14 protein-coding genes are annotated in these 17290 nt (G+C 73.9%); 5 read left to right on the top strand and 9 right to left on the bottom strand.

Features of this window, described 5'->3' with window-relative positions:
• Window positions 1-64 precede the first annotated feature (64 nt).
• Window positions 65-259, top strand: coding sequence for a hypothetical protein (locus tag LG379_RS04075; protein WP_225753266.1), 195 nt, complete (start codon window positions 65-67; stop codon window positions 257-259).
• A gap of 5 nt (window positions 260-264) precedes the next feature.
• Here LG379_RS04075 and LG379_RS04070 read toward each other — a convergent pair whose 3' ends face one another.
• Together LG379_RS04070 and LG379_RS04065 are read right to left on the bottom strand one after the other, a co-directional pair.
• A complete protein-coding gene (locus LG379_RS04070; protein WP_225753265.1) occupies window positions 265-1080 on the bottom strand; it encodes an alpha/beta fold hydrolase in 816 nt (271 codons plus the stop codon).
• Between the two features lie 51 nt (window positions 1081-1131).
• On the bottom strand, window positions 1132-2334 hold the full coding sequence (locus tag LG379_RS04065) for an N-acetylglucosamine-6-phosphate deacetylase (RefSeq protein ID WP_225753264.1): 1203 nt from the start codon (window positions 2332-2334) through the stop codon (window positions 1132-1134).
• A gap of 87 nt (window positions 2335-2421) precedes the next feature.
• On the opposite strand from LG379_RS04065, the gene LG379_RS04060 reads away from it, so the two are divergent.
• On the top strand, window positions 2422-3561 hold the full coding sequence (locus LG379_RS04060; RefSeq protein ID WP_225753263.1) for a hypothetical protein: 1140 nt from the start codon (window positions 2422-2424) through the stop codon (window positions 3559-3561).
• Window positions 3558-4568, top strand: coding sequence for a hypothetical protein (locus tag LG379_RS04055; RefSeq protein WP_225753262.1), 1011 nt, complete (start codon window positions 3558-3560; stop codon window positions 4566-4568). Before LG379_RS04060 ends, LG379_RS04055 begins: the two co-directional genes overlap by 4 nt.
• Before the next feature lie 25 nt (window positions 4569-4593).
• On the opposite strand, the gene LG379_RS04050 is transcribed toward LG379_RS04055, so the two are convergent.
• The 6 genes from LG379_RS04050 to LG379_RS04025 all read right to left on the bottom strand — a co-directional run bounded on the left by LG379_RS04050 (window position 4594) and on the right by LG379_RS04025 (window position 10233).
• Window positions 4594-5187, bottom strand: a complete 594-nt coding sequence (locus tag LG379_RS04050; RefSeq protein ID WP_225753261.1) for a hypothetical protein — start codon at window positions 5185-5187, stop codon at window positions 4594-4596.
• A gap of 145 nt (window positions 5188-5332) precedes the next feature.
• A complete protein-coding gene (locus LG379_RS04045) occupies window positions 5333-5566 on the bottom strand; it encodes a hypothetical protein (protein WP_225753260.1) in 234 nt (77 codons plus the stop codon).
• A complete protein-coding gene (locus tag LG379_RS04040) occupies window positions 5563-5907 on the bottom strand; it encodes a hypothetical protein (RefSeq protein ID WP_225753259.1) in 345 nt (114 codons plus the stop codon). The genes LG379_RS04045 and LG379_RS04040 overlap by 4 nt, the downstream gene beginning before the upstream one ends.
• Window positions 5904-7895: a hypothetical protein gene (locus tag LG379_RS04035; protein ID WP_225753258.1), complete on the bottom strand. Its 1992-nt coding sequence runs from the start codon at window positions 7893-7895 to the stop codon at window positions 5904-5906. Before LG379_RS04035 ends, LG379_RS04040 begins: the two co-directional genes overlap by 4 nt.
• A 170-nt stretch (window positions 7896-8065) precedes the next feature.
• Window positions 8066-9292, bottom strand: coding sequence for a polysaccharide biosynthesis protein (locus LG379_RS04030; RefSeq protein ID WP_225753257.1), 1227 nt, complete (start codon window positions 9290-9292; stop codon window positions 8066-8068).
• Window positions 9293-9384: 92 nt separating this feature from the next.
• Window positions 9385-10233, bottom strand: a complete 849-nt coding sequence (locus LG379_RS04025; protein WP_225753256.1) for a glycosyltransferase — start codon at window positions 10231-10233, stop codon at window positions 9385-9387.
• A gap of 353 nt (window positions 10234-10586) precedes the next feature.
• Between LG379_RS04025 and LG379_RS04020 the strand changes: the two genes are divergently transcribed.
• A complete protein-coding gene (locus tag LG379_RS04020; RefSeq protein ID WP_225753255.1) occupies window positions 10587-14120 on the top strand; it encodes an Ig-like domain-containing protein in 3534 nt (1177 codons plus the stop codon).
• Between the two features lie 589 nt (window positions 14121-14709).
• Here the strand turns inward: LG379_RS04020 and LG379_RS04015 are convergent.
• Window positions 14710-15567, bottom strand: coding sequence for a glycosyltransferase family 2 protein (locus tag LG379_RS04015; RefSeq protein ID WP_225753254.1), 858 nt, complete (start codon window positions 15565-15567; stop codon window positions 14710-14712).
• A gap of 675 nt (window positions 15568-16242) precedes the next feature.
• Here LG379_RS04015 and LG379_RS04010 point away from each other — a divergent pair.
• Window positions 16243-17286: a glycosyltransferase family 2 protein gene (locus LG379_RS04010; RefSeq protein WP_225753253.1), complete on the top strand. Its 1044-nt coding sequence runs from the start codon at window positions 16243-16245 to the stop codon at window positions 17284-17286.
• Window positions 17287-17290: the final 4 nt, after the last annotated feature.

The raw sequence follows: 17290 nt of genomic DNA, 5'->3' as shown, positions 1-17290 counted from the left end.
CCGGCCGACGCGGTGCGTGGACGTCGGCCCGCTCGACCGTCCGTCATCGCTCAGGGGGAGCGCCGTGAGACCTGGACCCGTCCGTGCTGCTCTGGCCGTGGTCGTCACGGCCCTGGCCTCCGTCCTCGCGGGCGTCGGCGCCGTCGTCGTCGGACCCGGCCCGGTCCGGGTCGCCATGATCGTCGTGGCCGTCCTCGGCGTCGTCGCCGCCGGGGCGGCTCTGGCGGTGGCGGTATCACGCGCCGCGGACGGCGGCTGAGCCACCTACGCGTCGGGCGTCGCCGCCGGGCGCGCTGCGTCCGCGAGGAGGAACGTGCGCAGCGCGGAGACGAAGACCTCCGGCTGCTCCGAGTGGACCCAGTGACCCGCACCGCGCACCGTCACCAGGGTGGTGCGCGGGAACAGCGCGCGCATGACCGACCCGTGCTCGTCGCGCACGTACGGCGACCGCTCACCGGCGACCCACAGCACCGGGTGGTCGAAGGTGGCGTCACCGACATCCGGGAAGCCACCGATGGCCGGCAGCTCGCGGCGCAGGAGGCCCAGGTTGGCGCGCCACCGGAAGCCGTCGCCGTCGGGACGCAGGTTCTGCAGGAGGAAGCCGCGGACGCGGGCGTCGTCGACCCGCTCGGCGAGCTGCTCGTCGGCGTCGCCACGTCGCGTGATCGTCGAGAGGTCGAGGGCGACGAGGCTGTCGAGCAGGTGCTCGAACTCCCCCAGGGAGCCGCCCGACGCGGGCGCGATGTCGACGACGACGAGCCGGTCGACCAGGTGGGGGTGGCGCAGCGCGAGGACCATGGCGACCTTGCCGCCCATGGAGTGACCGACGACGTGCACGGGCCCGTCGGCGGCGAAGCCGGCCGCGAGGTGCTCGGCGACGAGGTCGGCGATCTCGACGTAGTCGAACCGCTCCGTCCACGCGGAGCGGCCGTGGTTCGGCAGGTCGACGAGCAGCGACCGCGCCTCGGGCTGCAGGTCCTTGGCGATCTGCGCGAAGTTGCGGCCCTGGCCGAACAGCCCGTGGAGGAACACCACGGGGACGCCGGTCTCGCCGACGGCGGTCGAGCTCACGGTGGTCACGGGCACCGAGCCTAGGCGCCGCTCGGTGGGGCCGGCAGCCCGCGACGGCCCTCAGCGCTGGGGCGCGCCGCCCCGGAGCACGACGACCGGACGCAGGTCCGCGTCGGTGAGCACGACGTCGGCGCGGGCACCAGCCGCGAGGGCCCCACGGTCGCCGAGGCCCAGCACGGCCGCGGGCACCGCGGACGCCATGTGCACCGCGTCCGCGAGCGGCACTCCCGCCGCCACCGTCACGCGAACGACGTCGAGCAGGTGCGCGGTACCTCCGGCGATCGCTCCTCCCCCGGCCAGGCGCGCGACGCCGCCCGTGACGACGACGTCGCGCGAGCCGAGCCGGTAGGCGCCGTCGGGCATGCCGGCCGCCGCCGTCGCATCGGTGACGAGCGCGACGCCGTCCCGGCCCACCAATCGCGCCACCTCGCGGACCACCGCGGGGTCCACGTGGGTGCCGTCACCGACGAGCTCGACGACCGCGCGTCCCTCCCGCGCCGCGACGAGGAGCTCGCCCGCCGGGCCGGGATCACGGTGCATCCACGGGCGCATGGCGTTGAAGAGGTGCGTCACGGTGGGTCGCCGGCCGGCGTCCGCCGGGTCGCCGAGGAGCCGGAGGGACTCCGCGAGCGCGCGGGCGGCGGCGGCGGGGTCGGCGTCGGTGTGACCCCACGAGGGCAGCGCGCCGCCGCGGACCAGGGCTGCCGCGACGCCGTCGGCGCCCAGCGCACCGCGCTCCTCCGGGGCGAGCGTCATGGTGCACACGTGACCGCCACCGGCCTCGAGGAGGGCGCGGGTGAGCACCGCGTCCGGCGGCAGGATCAGGGCGGGGTCCTGAGCACCGCACCGCGCGACCGAGAGGAACGGGCCCTCGAGGTGGATGCCGGCGATGTCACCGTCCTCAGCCAGCCCGGACAGCAGTGCGACCTGCCGCAGCAGGTCCGCCGGCGCCGCGGTCACGAGGGACGCGAGCATCGTCGTCGTCCCGTGCCGCCGGTGCTCGCGGACCGCGACGAGCGCCTCCTCGGCGTCCACCGCGTCGGGGAACGACGCCCCTCCCCCGCCGTGGCAGTGGAGGTCGACCAGGCCGGGCAGGACGTGACCGCCTGGCGGGGCCGCGAGCACCGGTGCGACGCGGAAGGCGTCTGGCAGGTCCGCCGCCGGCCCTACCCAGGCGATCCTCTCCCCGTCGACGACGACGGCGCCCGCGGGCAGCACGCCCGTCGGCAGCACGAGCCGACCTGAGACCACGGTGATCGGCACGGGACCTCCGGGAGCGGCGGGGACGTCGCCGACAGGCTACGGAACGGCACCGGATCGTCCGGCACCGTCGACGGCTACGCTCCGAGGATGCAGAGCGGACCCAGCGCCTCGTGGGACCTCGCCGGCCGCCTGCACGTGCGGTCCGAGGGCCTCGACCCGGCGCAGCAGCGTGCGGTCACGGCGGAGCTCGACCCCTTCGAGCCCGGTCCGCCGAACGGCTCGGAGCCCGACCTCCTGCTCGGCCGCCTGGCCCGACCCGAGCTCGTCGAGGTGCAGGGACCGGCCAAGGACCGGCTCACGACGGCCGTCGACCGGGACGGCCGGCTGCTCGCGCGGTACGGCGGGCACTGGATCCAGGTACCGGCACCGCGCACCACGCCGGTCCACCTGCACCTCGAGCCCGGGCTCGCCGTGCGGTCGTGCTGGAGAGAGCTCGTCCGCCCGGCCGCGCACCAGGCCCTGCGGGCCACCGGGTCGGTGGCCCTGCACGGTGCGGCGGTGGACGACGCCGGTGAGGCGACCGTGATCAGCGGCTGGTCCGAGACGGGCAAGACCGAGGTCGCACTGGCGATGGTCGAGGCGGGCGCGCACTTCCTGAGCGACAAGTGGACGGTGGCGGGCGTCGACGGGCAGGTCTCCGCCTTCCCCGTCGGCGTCGGGGTCCGCGGCTGGGTCCTGCCCGCGTTGCCCACGCTGCGCGCCTCCCTGCCGCCCCGCGCCCGCCTGCGTCTCGGCGCCGCCCGGGCCGCCCGGGTCACGGCCCTGCCGGCGCTCGACCGGGCACGGGGCGTGCGTGTGCTGGCGCGGGGCTCGGGCCTCGCCGCGCACGCGGTGGAGCTCGGGGACCGGGCGGGGCTGTCGCCCTCGGAGCTGCGGACCGTGTACGGGCAGTCGGACGACCCGGGCCGCCGGTCCCGGCTGAGCACGCTCGTCGTCCTGCTGACGGGCGCTGACGACCGGGTCCGGGCGGAGGAGGCGCCGCCGGAGTGGGCCGCCCAGCGGCTCGCACGGACGGCGGCCTACGAGCGACGCACGTACTACGACCTGCAGGAGCGAGGGGCCTACGCGGGCCTGCCCGGACGGGCCGGCGCCCGTGACGCGGCCGTCGCCGAGGAGGAGTCGTTCCTGACCGCGCTGCTGGACGGCGGCGTCCGTGTGCTCCGGGTCACGTGCCCGTTCCCCGGTGACCCGCGGCGTGTCGCCGAGGCCGTGGCGGCGCTGCGGTGACGGCCGAGGTGGACGTCTACCAGGCGGCCGAGGGGCTCCGCCTCGGTGTGACCGGCGCCCGCTCGGCCCGCGACCACTTCGCAGCCGAGTACGGCGGCGCGAGACGCGTCGCCGCGCCGGACGTCGAGGTGCTGGTCGACGTCCGGTTCGTGCGCTCCCTTCCTCCGACGCTCCGCGCCGACCGCCACAAGACCGTCCGATGGGCGGTCGACGTCGACGCCCCCGACGCACGCCCCATCACGGCACGCGTCTCGATCACCGGCCGTCCCCGGCGGTTCGCGCTGTCGCTCGTGCAGGGCTTCGTCGTCGAGCCGCTCGTCTCCGTGGCGGCGGCGCGCGCGGGCCTCGTCCTGCTCCCCGCCGCAGCCCTCGCCGACGACGACGGCGCCGTCGTCGTCCTGGGGCGCTCGCGCTCCGGCAAGACGTCCGTGGTGGCGCGTGCCCTCGTCACCGGGCACGGTGCGCTGGGTGACGACCAGGTCCTCGTCGACCGTGCGGGCGCCGTCCGTCCGTGGCCGCGCCGGCTTCGGGTCTACCCGGACCTGCGCCTCACCGCCCCGCGGGCCGTGGCCGCGCTCCCGGCTCGCCGTCGCGCCGCCCTGACGGGCCTCGGCTGGCTGCAGAAGGCCTCCCGCGGCGCCGTCGCACCGTCGCTGCCCCTGGCCTGGGGCGACCTCGGCGCGGCGCCCGTCGCCGGACCGGTCCCCGCGGTGCGGGTCCTCGTCGTCGAACGAGACGGCGCGGTCCCGGACGTCACCGTCGGGCCGCTGAGCACCCCCGAGGCGGTCGGGACGGCACAGGAGATCCTGGAGCAGCAGCGGGTGCGGCTCCGCCGGGTCACGGACGCGTCCTGGGACGCGGAGCTGCGGGCCGTGGAGCTCGTCGAGCGGGACATCCTGCGTGCCGGACTGAACGGCGTGCCGGTCCAGCGGTGGGCCGTGCCGGACCACTGGCCCGCGACCGTGGCGGTCACCGCCCTGGCAGAGGGCCTGGGGGTCCGCGGCTAGGGCCGCCGGCCGGGCGGCCCGCGCCTCACGCAGAGCTCACACGGTCGTACCACCGCTGCGTGGCCCGCGGCGACCGCAGCCGCACCACAGCGAGGTGCCGGTGCTCCGGCTCGGCGAACATCCGGAGGTACGTGCGCCGCTGCCCACGGTGCGACCGGAGAGCCGTCAGCACGCCCCGTGCACCTCGGACGAGCTGCTTGGGCAGCGACGACGTGGCTCCCCCGGCGGCCGCCTGCTCCGTCAGCGCGGAGGCCCGGCGGAGCCCCCGCTTGCCGAGCCTCCACGCGGTCACGACCAGCGGGTAGTCGAGCCAGACCACCGTGTCTGCGCGTGGCCAGACGAGGTCCCGCGTGGCCCGCTTGTTGCCGTCGATGACCCAGCGCTCCCCCGCGATGACGGCGCTCGTCCGCTCGCGGAGGACGGGCAGCGGCACCGTGCTGAAGTCGGCACCGAAGAACAGCGCGTCGAGCTCCACGTGCGGGACGCCGAGGGACGCGGACAGCCGGCGCGCGAGCGTCGTCTTCCCCGAGCCGGTCCGGCCGAGGACCAGGATCCGCTCGCACCCGTGCAGGTCACGGGACGGGTCCCGACCCGACGCCCCGTCGTTCCCAGCGGTCATGTCCTGGTCTCCATGCCCTCGCCCGGTGCAGCGACGGCGCAGCAGCGTCCGCCGGCACAGAGCCTAGGGACCGGTGGTCGCTCCTGTCCCCGACGGGGCCGTCCAGGTGCGGTCGAGCAGGCCCGCACCGATGACCGCGGCACCGCTAGAGCATGATCAGGAACAGGCGGAGCGCCACCAGGACGATGACGGCGACGAGGAGGGCGCGCACCGCTCGGGTCAGGATCACGGTGACCTGCTCGTGGGGGTCCCGGTGGAGCCGGAGCACCTCCCTGACCACGACCAGCACGATCACGAGCACCACGGCGACGCCCAGCAGGACGGTCGCGACGGGCGCCAGGAGGACGCTGAGCGCGGGGACCACGCCGTCGTCCCTCACGGCTCGACCGCTCGTCGGCGGCTCAGGTGGTGCGACGCGGCACTGATCAAGGACCCGACCACGAGCACGGCGAGCACCCGATCGGGGGACCACCAGCCGGCGTACAGCAGGCCCGTGGCGACGAGGGTGACCAAGGACACGCTGCACGCGACGACGGCCGTGGCCCACAGCAGCCAGGACCAACCGGGCGCGCCCCCGACCAGGGATGCACCGGGCACGACGAGGAGGAAGGCGGCGATGACGACCGGCTGCACGGGCGGACCGGCCTCGAGCAGCCGGACGAGGACGGCGGCGGCGGTGAGGCCCACGACCCAGAGGGTCCGGCGCTCCGCCCGGGTCATGACTCCGCCCCCGCGACAGGAGCCAGGATGACGGCGTCCTCGTTCTCGAAGACGACGCGGAAGCGCTCGTCCGCGCGCAGGGAGGTCTCGAGCTCCGCCAGCGTCCACGGGACCTGCCGACCGAGGAGCTCCTCGTAGTCGCGGTTCTGGCGGGTCAGGATCAGCAGCCCCGTGGGACGGGACCGCGTCAGCGTGCCGTGGATGAGCCCCTGCAGTCCGCGGACGTCCGCCACGTCGCCGTTCCTGATGAGTCGCGTGAGCGTGAGGTGCCGGTGGTCCGCGTACTCCTCGCCACGCCACGGGGTGTTCTCGTTGCCCGCCACGAGCACCGATCCCTCGGGGGCACGCTCGTAGAGCGCGCGGACGGCGAGCACCTCCGCGGCGCTGCGCTGGTCGATCCGCTGGTTGCCGTACCGCACGAGGACGGACGCCGGCGCCAGCACGAGTGTGGCGACGAGGAACAGCACGGCTGCGCCCCGCAGCGAGCGGGCCGGGGGCGCCGTCGGGGGCGTCGTGGGCCGTGCCCTGGGCCTGGCCTTGGCCCCCTTGGCCGTCGCGGCTCGCTTGGCCCCCTTGGCGGTCGCGGCTCCCTTGGCCCCCGTGGCGGTCGTGGCTCCCGTGGTCCCCGTGGCGGTCGCGGCTCCCTTGGTCCCCGGTGCCGTCCGGGCGGTCTTCGCCGCCTTGGCGCCATGGGCCCGCTTGGCGCCCCTCACCGCCTTGGCCGTCGTGGCCGTCGTGGTCGGGCTCCGCCGAGCACGGGGCACGAGCGCCGCTGCGATGAGCATGCACGTGAAGGGCAGGGAGAACAGGAAGATGCGCAGCAGCATCTCCCCGCCGTAGCTCTGGAGCGGGAAGAGCAGACCGGGCGCCACGGCGAGGGCCATGGTCGTGACGTACGGGCCACCCCGACGCCAGACCCGGAGCGCTGCCACCGCACCCAGACCCCACAGCGCGGCACTGAAGAGCAGGCGGGCGTTGACCACGAGGAGGTGCCCAGGACTCCCCTGCACCCGCTCGACGAGGTTCCCCTGCGTCGCGCCCGTCAGGTCCCCGACCTGATCGAGCAGGACCTCGAAGTTGCCCTGCATGTACGTCGCGGCCGGCAGGGCGAGCCACGCGGCCGTGATGAGCGCTGCCACCGACGGCAGCCCCCGGACGCCGGTCGCCCCCGTGACCGCGAGCGCGACCAGTGCGAACAGCAGGGCGAAGGGGGTGAGCTGGTGGCTGGCGGTCACGGCTGTCGTGATGATGACGACGGCGACCACGGCGCGCCCGCGCGCCCCGTGCTCCGTCCCGGCGACCGGCTGTCCCGCCCCGCCGCCCGTGGGATCGGGCTGGAGGCGTCGCCACCGTCGCGGGACGAGGCGCATCAGCAGCGGCGGGACGCGCTCCGGCGTGCGGAGCACGGTGAGCAGCAGCGCGAGGACGCAGAGGTAGAGGAAGAAGCCCGTCGCCTGAGGTGCCAGGTAGTCCTGGTCCACCCAGTTGCCCAGGACGAACAGGACGCACGCGCACCACGCGGCGCGCCGGTCCTGGGTCAGCACGCGGGCGATGACGAGGAGCGGTGCGAGGAAGAGCAGGTTGTTGACGACCGGCGCCCACTTCATCAACGCTGCGGCGTCGTCCAGGCCGGCCATGCCGGTGTACGACGCCAGCAGGGCGAAGTAGCCGGGCCAGTTGAAGTACGCGTCCACCTGCGGGTCGACCTCGCCGGTCGCCCCGATGTACGCGGCGATCCCGACGTGTCGCCACGGGACGGTCCCCCGGGGGTACGGCGAGACGGCTGCGGCGGCGCCGTAGAGCACGACGACCAGCGCGACGACGTGGGCCGCGACCCACCCCTCGTGCAGCGTCGGGCGCCAGACCGCAGCGCTCGTCCCGACCAGCAGCAGCGCCAGGGCGACCCAGTACCCGGCGGGCAGGACCGGCAGGAGCCCGACGTCCCCGACGTCGGCGAGCGAGACGCTGCCGATCGATGCGAGCCACACCGCCGACCCGACGACCAGCGGGAGCGCCGGCCACAACGTCGCGGCGGGACGCCACCGCTGCCACGTCCGGGGTGGGCGACGGCGGAGGACGTGCCCTGGTCGACGGGGAGGCGTCCCCGGAGCGTCCGGACGCCGCACGGGAGCGGCGACACGTGCGGCGTCGGCGGGCCTCATGCGCCCCGCCCCGCGGCGACGTCGGGCTCCGCCACGGGGCGGCTCGCCGGCATCAGCGCCCGGAGCCGGAACCCGGCCCACACCGACGCGACCACCTGCACGGCGAGCCAGGCGACGGCGATGCCCACCAGACCGTGCTCGGCCCCGGCCAGGGCAGCCCCGACGAGCGTCGCCACCGCGGTGAGCGACCCCGCCGCCACGGCCTCCCTGACCCGCGAGACCGCGCGGCAGATGGCGTAGTACGCCTGGATCACCAGGACCGGGACGACCCCGAGGAGCAGCCATCGCAGCGGGGCCGTGCCGGCGTCGGCGTACACCTCGCCCATGAGCCGGAGCACGAGCGGACCGACCAGGGCGACCGCGACCGCAGCGCCGACGCCGAGGACCAGGCCGGTCCGCACGCCCCGACGCAGACCGGCGCGCATGGCCGCCGGCTCCCTGGCGACCTGGGCCATCAGGGTCAGCCCGAACGAGACCGGGATGATCAGCACCGCCCAGGCCATCATCCATGCCACGTACCAGGAGGCGTTGAGCGCCGGGGAGAGGACCTCGGTGACCACCGCCGGCAGCAGGAGGTTCGGCGTGCGCTCGACGAGAGTGAGGGACTGGTTCGCCAGGCCGGTGCGCAGCAGCTCCCCGGTGAGCGGACGCGGCAGGCCCGGGTGGTAGGTGTAGCGGTCGAGTCGTCGGTGGAGCTGCAGCGCGCCGATGCCGCACGCCAGTGCGGCACCGAGCACCCAGCAGCCGAACAGCGCCTCCGGTCCCGGCCGCCATCCCACCACCAGGGCCACCGCGAGGGGCACAGCCGTGACCAGGCCACCGATCGTGTTGCGGACGAGCACCTCTCCGCCGCGGTCGAGGGCCACGGAGACGTGGTCGAGCAGGATGCCGAGCGTTCCCAGGGTGGTCATCACCACGAACAGGACGGCGAAGAGCGGCTCCGTCGCGATCGGGCGCAGCTGGTCCGACACGGCCGCCACCAGCCCGAGGGTGACGGCGGAGACGGCGGCGCTCGCCAGCAGCACGACGGTGATCGCCGCGTCCAGGAGACGGGCACGCTGGGCGGTGTGGGAGGCGTGCCGGAGGACGAACGACGATCCGGTTCCGGCGACGGCGAACTGGGTGCCGAGCATCATCAACGACACGGCGCCCGCGGCCAGCCCGACCGCGGGCGCCTCGGCGGCTCGTGCCGCGAGCAGCCAGAACAGGAACCCCGTGGCCATGGAGGCGAACCGGCCCGTGACGAGACCGAGGCTGGTGGCGAGGAACCCTCCCCCTCGGCGCCGTCGGCCCCGTGCCGAAGCCCGCGTCGTCGTCAACGCAGTCGCACCATGCCCCAGTAGTTGTAGACGGCGAAGCACACGTAGTAGGGGACGAACCTCATCTGGCGACCGGCGAGCGCCAGGGCGATCCCTCGGACCGCCGCCGCGGCGGGGAGGGCCACGAGACCGGCCCCCCGCCAGCCCTGCTGCCGCACCATCCGGCCGAGTCCGCGTCCGTCCATGAGGAACTGGTCCCGGGCGAACGCGAAGTCGTCGCCGGCGTACCGGTGCTGCACGGAGGTCCGCCTCGACACGCCGATCCGGGCCCCGGCCGCCTCCAGGCGCCACCGCAGCTCGATGTCCTCGCCGGAGGCGAAGTCGGGGTCGAAGCCGTGGTGGAGCAGGACCTCCCGCTCGAAGATCGTGCACACGAGCCCGAACCAGTAGCGGCTCCGCCCCGTGCGGTGGTGGTGCACCAACGCCTGGCCCCAGTAGCCGGGGCCGGAGACGCTCTCCTGGCCGGCCTGCAGCGCGGTGTAGCCCCCTTCGACGAACTCCGTCGCGAGGTCCTCGAGCGTGTCGGCGTCCGGGAGCACGACGTCGGCATCCACGAGCGCCACCAGACGCGTCGTAGCGGCCTGCGCGCCGAGGAGCCGAGCCGCCGGCAGGCCGCGACCCTCGTCGGAGAGGACCGTCACGGGGTAGTCCTGCAACCTCTCGAGCGTCCCGTCGGTGGACAGTCCGTCGACGACGACGACGGCGGCCGGGCGGCAGGCGAGGACGGACCGGAGGCACTCGTCCACCAGGTCCTTCGCGTTCCGCACGGGGACGACGACGGTGAGGTCGTCGCAGAGGCGTCCAGCGGACGGCCCACCGGCGGCACTCGGCAAGGGGGCGGTCATGGCTCCTCCGTGTCGCGTCCGGCCTCGTCCGGCCGACGGTGGCCGAGCCCGTTCATTGTGTCCCGCAGCCGTCCCATGTGTAAGGCCATCGCGAACGCCCGGTGACCCCGCGTGCGGCGGGGACCGTCCCGCGCCCACGGGGGCCACCCGTCCGGCCGAACGACGCCAGGCCGGTGTCTGCAGGCCGTGGGCGCATCGCGGGGCGCACGGCGAGAAATGCCCCAAATGGACGCTTCCGCCCGTTCTGTCCGAAATATAGGCTCGGACCTCGAGGACCCGCGGGCTCAGGCGTTTCGGCGTCGACCACGCGCCGAAGGGCTGGCCCGCTCGTTCTCCCGGACCCGAGGACCACCATGCCACTGGACGCATCCCCCACCGCCGGGTCGAGCCGCGGCCGCCGCGTCGTCGCCCGCCTGCTCGTCATCCTGCTGTCGCTCGCCGGCAGCGCGACGCTGCCCGTCGTCGCCACCACCCCCGCGAGCGCCGCCGCCGACGTCGGCTACCGGGACTTCTCGTACGGCTCCGGCACGTCCGCCCCGACGGCGGAGAAGGCCCAGAGCAAGCTGTGGTTCGCGGGCGGGTCGTGGTGGGGTGCGCTGTACAACAGCAGCGCGACGGACTTCCACATCTACCGCCTCGACTGGGCGACGCAGACCTGGAGCGACACCGGGGTGCTCGTGGACGCGCGGCCGCACGTAAAGATCGACACGCTGTGGACGGGGACCCACCTCTACGTGGCCGCGGCGGGCCAGAGCTCGAGCTCCAGCGGCGACAGCCCCCAGATCACCCGGTACACCCTCACCAACGGCCAGTTCTCCCGGGACCCCGGATACCCGGTCACGCTCGTGACGGGCGGCATGGACTCGATCGTCATCGACCAGGACTCGACGGGCCGCCTGTGGGCCACGTGGGTCAGGGGCTCATCGGTGTACGTCACGCACAGCACGACTGCTGACACCTCGTGGGTCACGCCGTACGTGCTGCCGGTGCCCGGCGCGAACGACGTCAAGGCGGAGCCCGACGGCGACAGCTCCACCCTGGTCTCCTTCGGCGGCAAGATCGGCGTCCTCTGGGGCAACCAGAACGCGAGCAGCCCGTCCGGCAACAGCTACTGGTTCGCCATCCACCGGGACGGCACCGACGACTCGGCCGCGTCGTGGACCAGGGAGCTCGCGTACGGCGGCGTGCCCTCGGACGAGAACGCGGACGACCACATGAACATCAAGTCGCTCCAGAGCGACGCGGAGGGTCGCATCTTCGCCGCGGTCAAGACGTCGCTCAACAACAGCACGGACCCGCTCGTCGTGCTGCTCGTGCGGCAGCCCGACGGCACGTGGGACCGCGACAACGTCTACGGCCGCGCCGGGGAGAACCACACGCGGGCGATCGTCCTGCTCGACGACGAGAACGACGACGCGCACGTCCTCGCCGCCGCGCCGTGCTGCAGCGGTGGCGTCGTCTACCACAAGAAGGTCAGCTTCCAGGCGCTGGCCAACGGCAACCCCTTCGCGAACGGCCTCGGCGCCCCGTTCATCAGCTCCTCCCTGGACACGGCGATCAACAACCCGACGTCGACCAAGCAGACGCTGAGCAGCGCGACCGGCCTGGTGGTCCTCGCCGGGGACGACGGCTCCCACATGTACCTGCACAACAAGCTGGACCTCGCCGGGGCGAGCACAGTGCCCGACACCACCCTGCTGTCCGGGCCGGCCGGGACCGTCGGGAGCACGACGGCCGAGTTCACCTTCACGGCCACCTACGGCGGTGCCACCTTCGAGTGCGCGCTGGACGGCCTCCCCTTCGCCCCGTGCACCTCGCCGAAGACGTACTCGGGCGTCGGCGCGGGAGCTCACCAGTTCCAGGTGCGTGCCATCAGCGCCGCCGGGACCGACCCCACACCGGCCACCGGGTCCTGGACCGTGGACCTCACCCTTCCGGTCACCGTCTCCCCCGCGGCGGACGCCAACGTCCAGTCGAGGTCCCCGAGCAGGAACTTCGGCACCGCGACGCAGCTGCTCGCCGACGCCTCCCCGCAGGAGGAGAGCTACCTGCAGTTCGACGTGCCGGCGAACGCCCCCACCGTGACGAGTGCGAAGCTCCGTCTGTTCGTGACGAACGGCTCCACGAACGGGCCCGCGATCCACTCCGTGCCGGACCAGTCGTGGACGGAGTCGGGGATCACGTGGAGCACCAAGCCGGCCCGTTCCACGACCGCGCTGGACAACAAGGGCACGCTCAAGACGAACACCTGGGTGGAGTACGACGTCACCCGCGCGGTCACGACACCCGGACTGCACAGCTTCGCGCTCGTCGCCGACAGCGGGGACGGGACGGTCGCCAGCGCGCGTGAGGCCGCGACGAACCGGCCGCAGCTGGTGGTGAGCTACCCCGCCGACTCGACCGCACCGGCGGTGACGGCGCGCAGCCCGCAGGACGGCGCGGCGGCCGTGGCGGTGGACGAGCCGGTGACGGCCACGTTCAGCGAACCGATGAACGAGGCGTCGCTGGCCCAGGCCGTCACCCTGACCGGGCCGAGCGGTGCGGTGCCCGGAACCCTCACCTACGACGCCGGCTCCAGGACCGCGACGCTGACGCCCGGTGCCGACCTCGTCGGCAGCACGACGTACACCGCGGCCGTCAGCACGTCCGCCACGGACCTGGCCGGCAACCCGCTGGCCGCTGCGGTGAGCTGGACCTTCACCACCGCCACGGTGGTCGACACCACGCCGCCGGACACCTCGATCACCGGCGGTCCGTCCGGGACGGTGCGCACCACCGAGGCCACGTTCGAGCTCGCCGCCTCGGAGGACGGGTCCACCTTCACGTGCAGCCTGGACGGGGCCGCGGCGGCGCCGTGCACCTCGCCGGTCACCTACGCCTCGCTGGCCGAGGGCGAGCACACGCTCACCGCCACCGCCACCGACGCCGCCGGGAACACCGACGCGTCACCGGCGAGCCGCTCCTGGGACGTGGACCTCACCGCCCCCGCCGTCACCGCCCAGAGCCCGCAGCCGGACGCCACCGGCGTCCCGGTCACGGGCACGGTCGTCACCGCGACGTTCAGCGAGGCCATGGACGAGGCGTCCCTGGCCGGGGCGGTCACCCTGACCGGGCCGAGCGGTGCGGTGCCCGGCGCCATCACCTACGACGCAGCCTCCAGGACCGTCACGCTGACGCCCTCCGGGACGCTCGCAGGCGGCACCGCCTACACGGCGGCCGTCAGCACCGCTGCCACCGACCTGGTCGGCAACCCGCTGGCTGCCGCGGTGACATGGAGCTTCGTCACTGCGACACCTCCGCCCCCACCGTCCGGACCGATCGACGACGACTTCGAGTCGGGGGCTTTCGGGAAGTGGTCCACCGTGCGGCTCGGTGGCGACGGGACCGCTGCGGTCCTGGCGACGGGCGGCCTCAACGGCACGGCCGGCGCCTCCCTGAGTGCGACGGTCAACACCGGGTCGCTGGCCTACATCCGGAAGACGTTCGAGTCGACCGCCGACCTGACCGTCGACCTGGACGTCACCGTGACGAAGGAAGGCCTGAGCGGCGCCAACGTGCCGCTGCTCCGCCTCTTCGACCCGTCCGGCAGACGCGTGCTCAGCGTGTTCCGTCAGAACCTGGCGTCGAACAGGGTCTACGTCTCGGACGGGTCGGCGAACGTCCTGACCAGCGGCACGCTCCCGCTCAACCGGTGGTCGCACCTGACCGTGGCCGTCACGGGCGCCGGCACGGGCAGCGCGACGATCCAGGTCCAGCTCGACGGCGTGACCATCCACTCCGTGAGCGCCAGCGCGATGGGAAGCGTGGGGGCGCTCCAGATCGGCAACGAGACGGCGAAGCAGGCATTCGCCCTCACCGCCGACAACGTCCGAGCCACCATCCCCTGAGGCGCGACGGACGGGCCCGGGCCTCGACGGGGCAACGGTCGGCCCCCACACCCGTCCAAGTCGCCACTCTGCGTCCGACCCGCATGGCACAGCATGCGGATCGGACGCAGAGTGGCGGATCAGGCGGCGTGCAGCTGCTCCTCGGCCTGCTGCGCCCCGCCGCACCGGGGCGGTGGCTGGCGGCAGTCGGGCTGACCCTCCGCGCCCTGGTTGGCGGCCTCCTGGTACCGCTGCCGCGGGGGGCCGCCGCAGTCCGACGACGGCCCGCGGGGACACCCTCCTGGGACCCGGGCGGCTGACGCGGCTCACACCCACGCCCCTCGTCCGGTCCGCCACCTCCCGTCCTTCTCGCACGGTGCGACTGGCGGACAGGAGGGAGGGTGGCGGGCAGGACGGGGGTGCCGGCTGGACGTCGTGCGGAGCGGAGCGGGGAAGGCGCCGGCGAGCGCCAAGCAGGGGCCTCGCCGAGGGCGCACGCGGAAGACCCCCGTCGGTCGAGGCGAGCTCCCTGGGGAGCTGCTGCCTGGACCGACGGGGGTCTCTCGAGCCGCGCCGTCTGGCGCGGCAGCGACGCGGGCCTGCGGTGGGGCTATGCCGGTTCGGGCGTCGGCATCGACGCGAACGGCGGGGCGAGGTCCAGCATGGACGGCTGCGTGGCGGCCGGCTGCGGGACGGGCCGGAGCGAGCCTGCCCGCTGCGGGCCGAACCGCTCGTCGAAGATCGTCCGCAGCACCCGTACACCGTCACGGAACGTGTTGAGGTTGCTCTCGCCGAACCGACGCTCGGCCTCGTAGGACGGGACCTCGACGACCCGGGCACCTGCCAGGACCACCCGAATGTTGATCATCGTCTCGATCTCGAAGCCGTCGCCCCAGACGGCCTCTCCGGGGGTCGTCGCATCCGGGAGGGCGAATGCCGCTACACACTCCCGCGAGAAGGCGTTGTAGCCGTAGCACAGATCGGAGTAGTCGCTCCCGAAAAGGGCGTTGGTCAGTCCGTTGAGGAACCTGTTGCCGGCCCGTCGCAGCACGGTGATGTCGTCACTCCCGCCACCGGCGGTGAATCGCGACCCCTTCGCGTAGTCGGCGCCCGCGAGCAGCGCGTCCACGAAGGCCTCGATCTCCGCGGGCGCCATCGACCCGTCCGCGTCGATCATCACGATGAGGTCGCTGGTCGCGAGCTCGAAGCCTCGAGCGAGCGCGTTGCCCTTCCCGCGGCGCGCCTGGTGAGCCACGATGATGTCGGGCCGATGACGCAGCGCGACCTCCACCGTGTCGTCCACCGAGCCGCCGTCGACGAGGATGACTTCGTCGATGAAGTCAGGAAGCCTGTCCAGGACCCAGCCGATGTTGCGACTCTCGTTCCGTGTAGGAATCACCACGGAAACCGATTTCAGCACATTCCCACACGCACGGACCATCGGAGTACCCCCGAGCACTGGCGCCATTGCCGACGTCACCCCGGTGCGGAGCGACAGGATCTTGTCATGGTATGTATCCGGACAACTCGGACACAAGGGGCACATCAGACATCACTCGCTTGGCCCATGCGCGTGTCCGCGGGCGACGCTGCCCGGAGCGCTGTACCGTTCGAGAGCAAACTGCGCGCGGCGGGCGAGGTTCTCCGCTCCGCGCGGCAGGTGTCCGCGACGTCCGACAGGTCACGAGGAGCGCCCGGGAGGTGCTGTGAGCAGGGGACCTACTGTCGAGGCCTCGACAGGCCGACCGGTGATCACGGTGGAGCGGCTCGCGCTCGGTTGGCGCGCGTCCTCAGCAGCGCTCCCCCGACCGCGCTTCGGCCTCACCGCCGCGGGCGCCACGCGCCGTATCCAGTCAGACCTCGACTACGAGTGGCATACCGGTCGCCAGCGGAGGCGGCAGCGCACTCCGCTCTGAGCAGCCGGCGCGCCGAACGTGAGCGAGCTCCCGTCGCCCTGATCGCGGTGAGCCGCGGCTGATCGTCACCCTCATGGGCCTTGTCATCGCTCCTCGGTGTCCCTGTAATCGGACGGAGCAGGACGGTCGAGCTCTCCTGTGCCCGAGCCGCAGGGTGAACGCTGTCGCTCCGCGTCGTGGCGGACACGGTCGGGGACTGCCACGGGACGTCTTGCCCAGGAGGAGCGATGGTGCCGAGCAGGATGACTGCGGCGGTCGTGGTCTGCGCGTACACGAACGACCGGTGGGACGAGATGTCCGCAGCCCTCCGGACGGCCGCGACCCAGGAGCCGGCACCTGACGAGCTCCTGCTGGTCGTCGACCACAACCCCGACCTCTGGCGTCGTGCGATGGAGGAGCTGCGGCCGGGCCTGCCGGTGCTGGAGGTCGTGGAGAACTCGCGGAGGAAGGGGCTGTCCGGCGCCAGGAACACCGCACTGCTCGCGGTGTCCAGCGACGTCGTGGTGTTTCTCGACGACGACGCCGCAGCCGAGCCGGGCTGGCTCGGCCGCCTGCTGGCGCACTACGACGACGACGCCGTCCTGGCGGTGGGAGGCTCCGCCGTGCCCGAGTGGCCGCCGGGGCAGGGCCGACCCGTCACCCTGCCGTGCCCGCCGGGGGCGACCCGCGGCGAGCTGGACTGGGTGGTGGGGTGCACGTACCGGGGGCAGCCCGAGGCCGCGGCCCCCGTGCGGAACCTCATGGGCTGCAACATGTCGTTCCGCCGGTCCGTGCTCGCCCGCGTCGGCGGGTTCGCGGAGAGCCTGGGACGCGTGGGCCGGACTCCCCTGGGCTGTGAGGAGACGGAGCTGTGCATCCGGGCACGCAACGCGTACCCGGGCCACTCGATCGTCTTCGAGCCACGCGCCGTCGTCCACCACAGCGTGAGCGTGGACCGGCTGACGTGGGCCTACCTGCGGCGCCGGTGCTTCGCCGAGGGCCTGTCCAAGGCCGCTGTCGCCGTCCTGCAGGGGCAGGAGCAGGCTCTGGACACCGAGCGACGCTACGCGTCCCGAGTGATCCCCTCGGGGCTGATCCGGGAGCTCACCGCCGCGGTGCGGCCGGCCCACAGTGCGCGGTCCCGTCACCTCCAGGGCGCCGCCGCCCTGGTCCTCGGCCTCGCCGTGACCACGCTGGGTTACCTGCGCGGCTCCGTCGCCCTGCGGGTCGGCGCGGGCGGCGGTGCGCTGGTGCGCGAGAGCCACGACCGCCTGGAGCTGCGCGGGACGTAGGACG

The sequence above is a fragment of the Actinotalea sp. Marseille-Q4924 genome, assembly GCF_916618755.1.
In the GTDB taxonomy this organism is placed as follows: Bacteria; Actinomycetota; Actinomycetes; order Actinomycetales; family Cellulomonadaceae; genus Actinotalea.
Note: the sequence above shows the minus strand (reverse complement) of the source record. Positions and strands in the feature narration are given on the sequence as shown.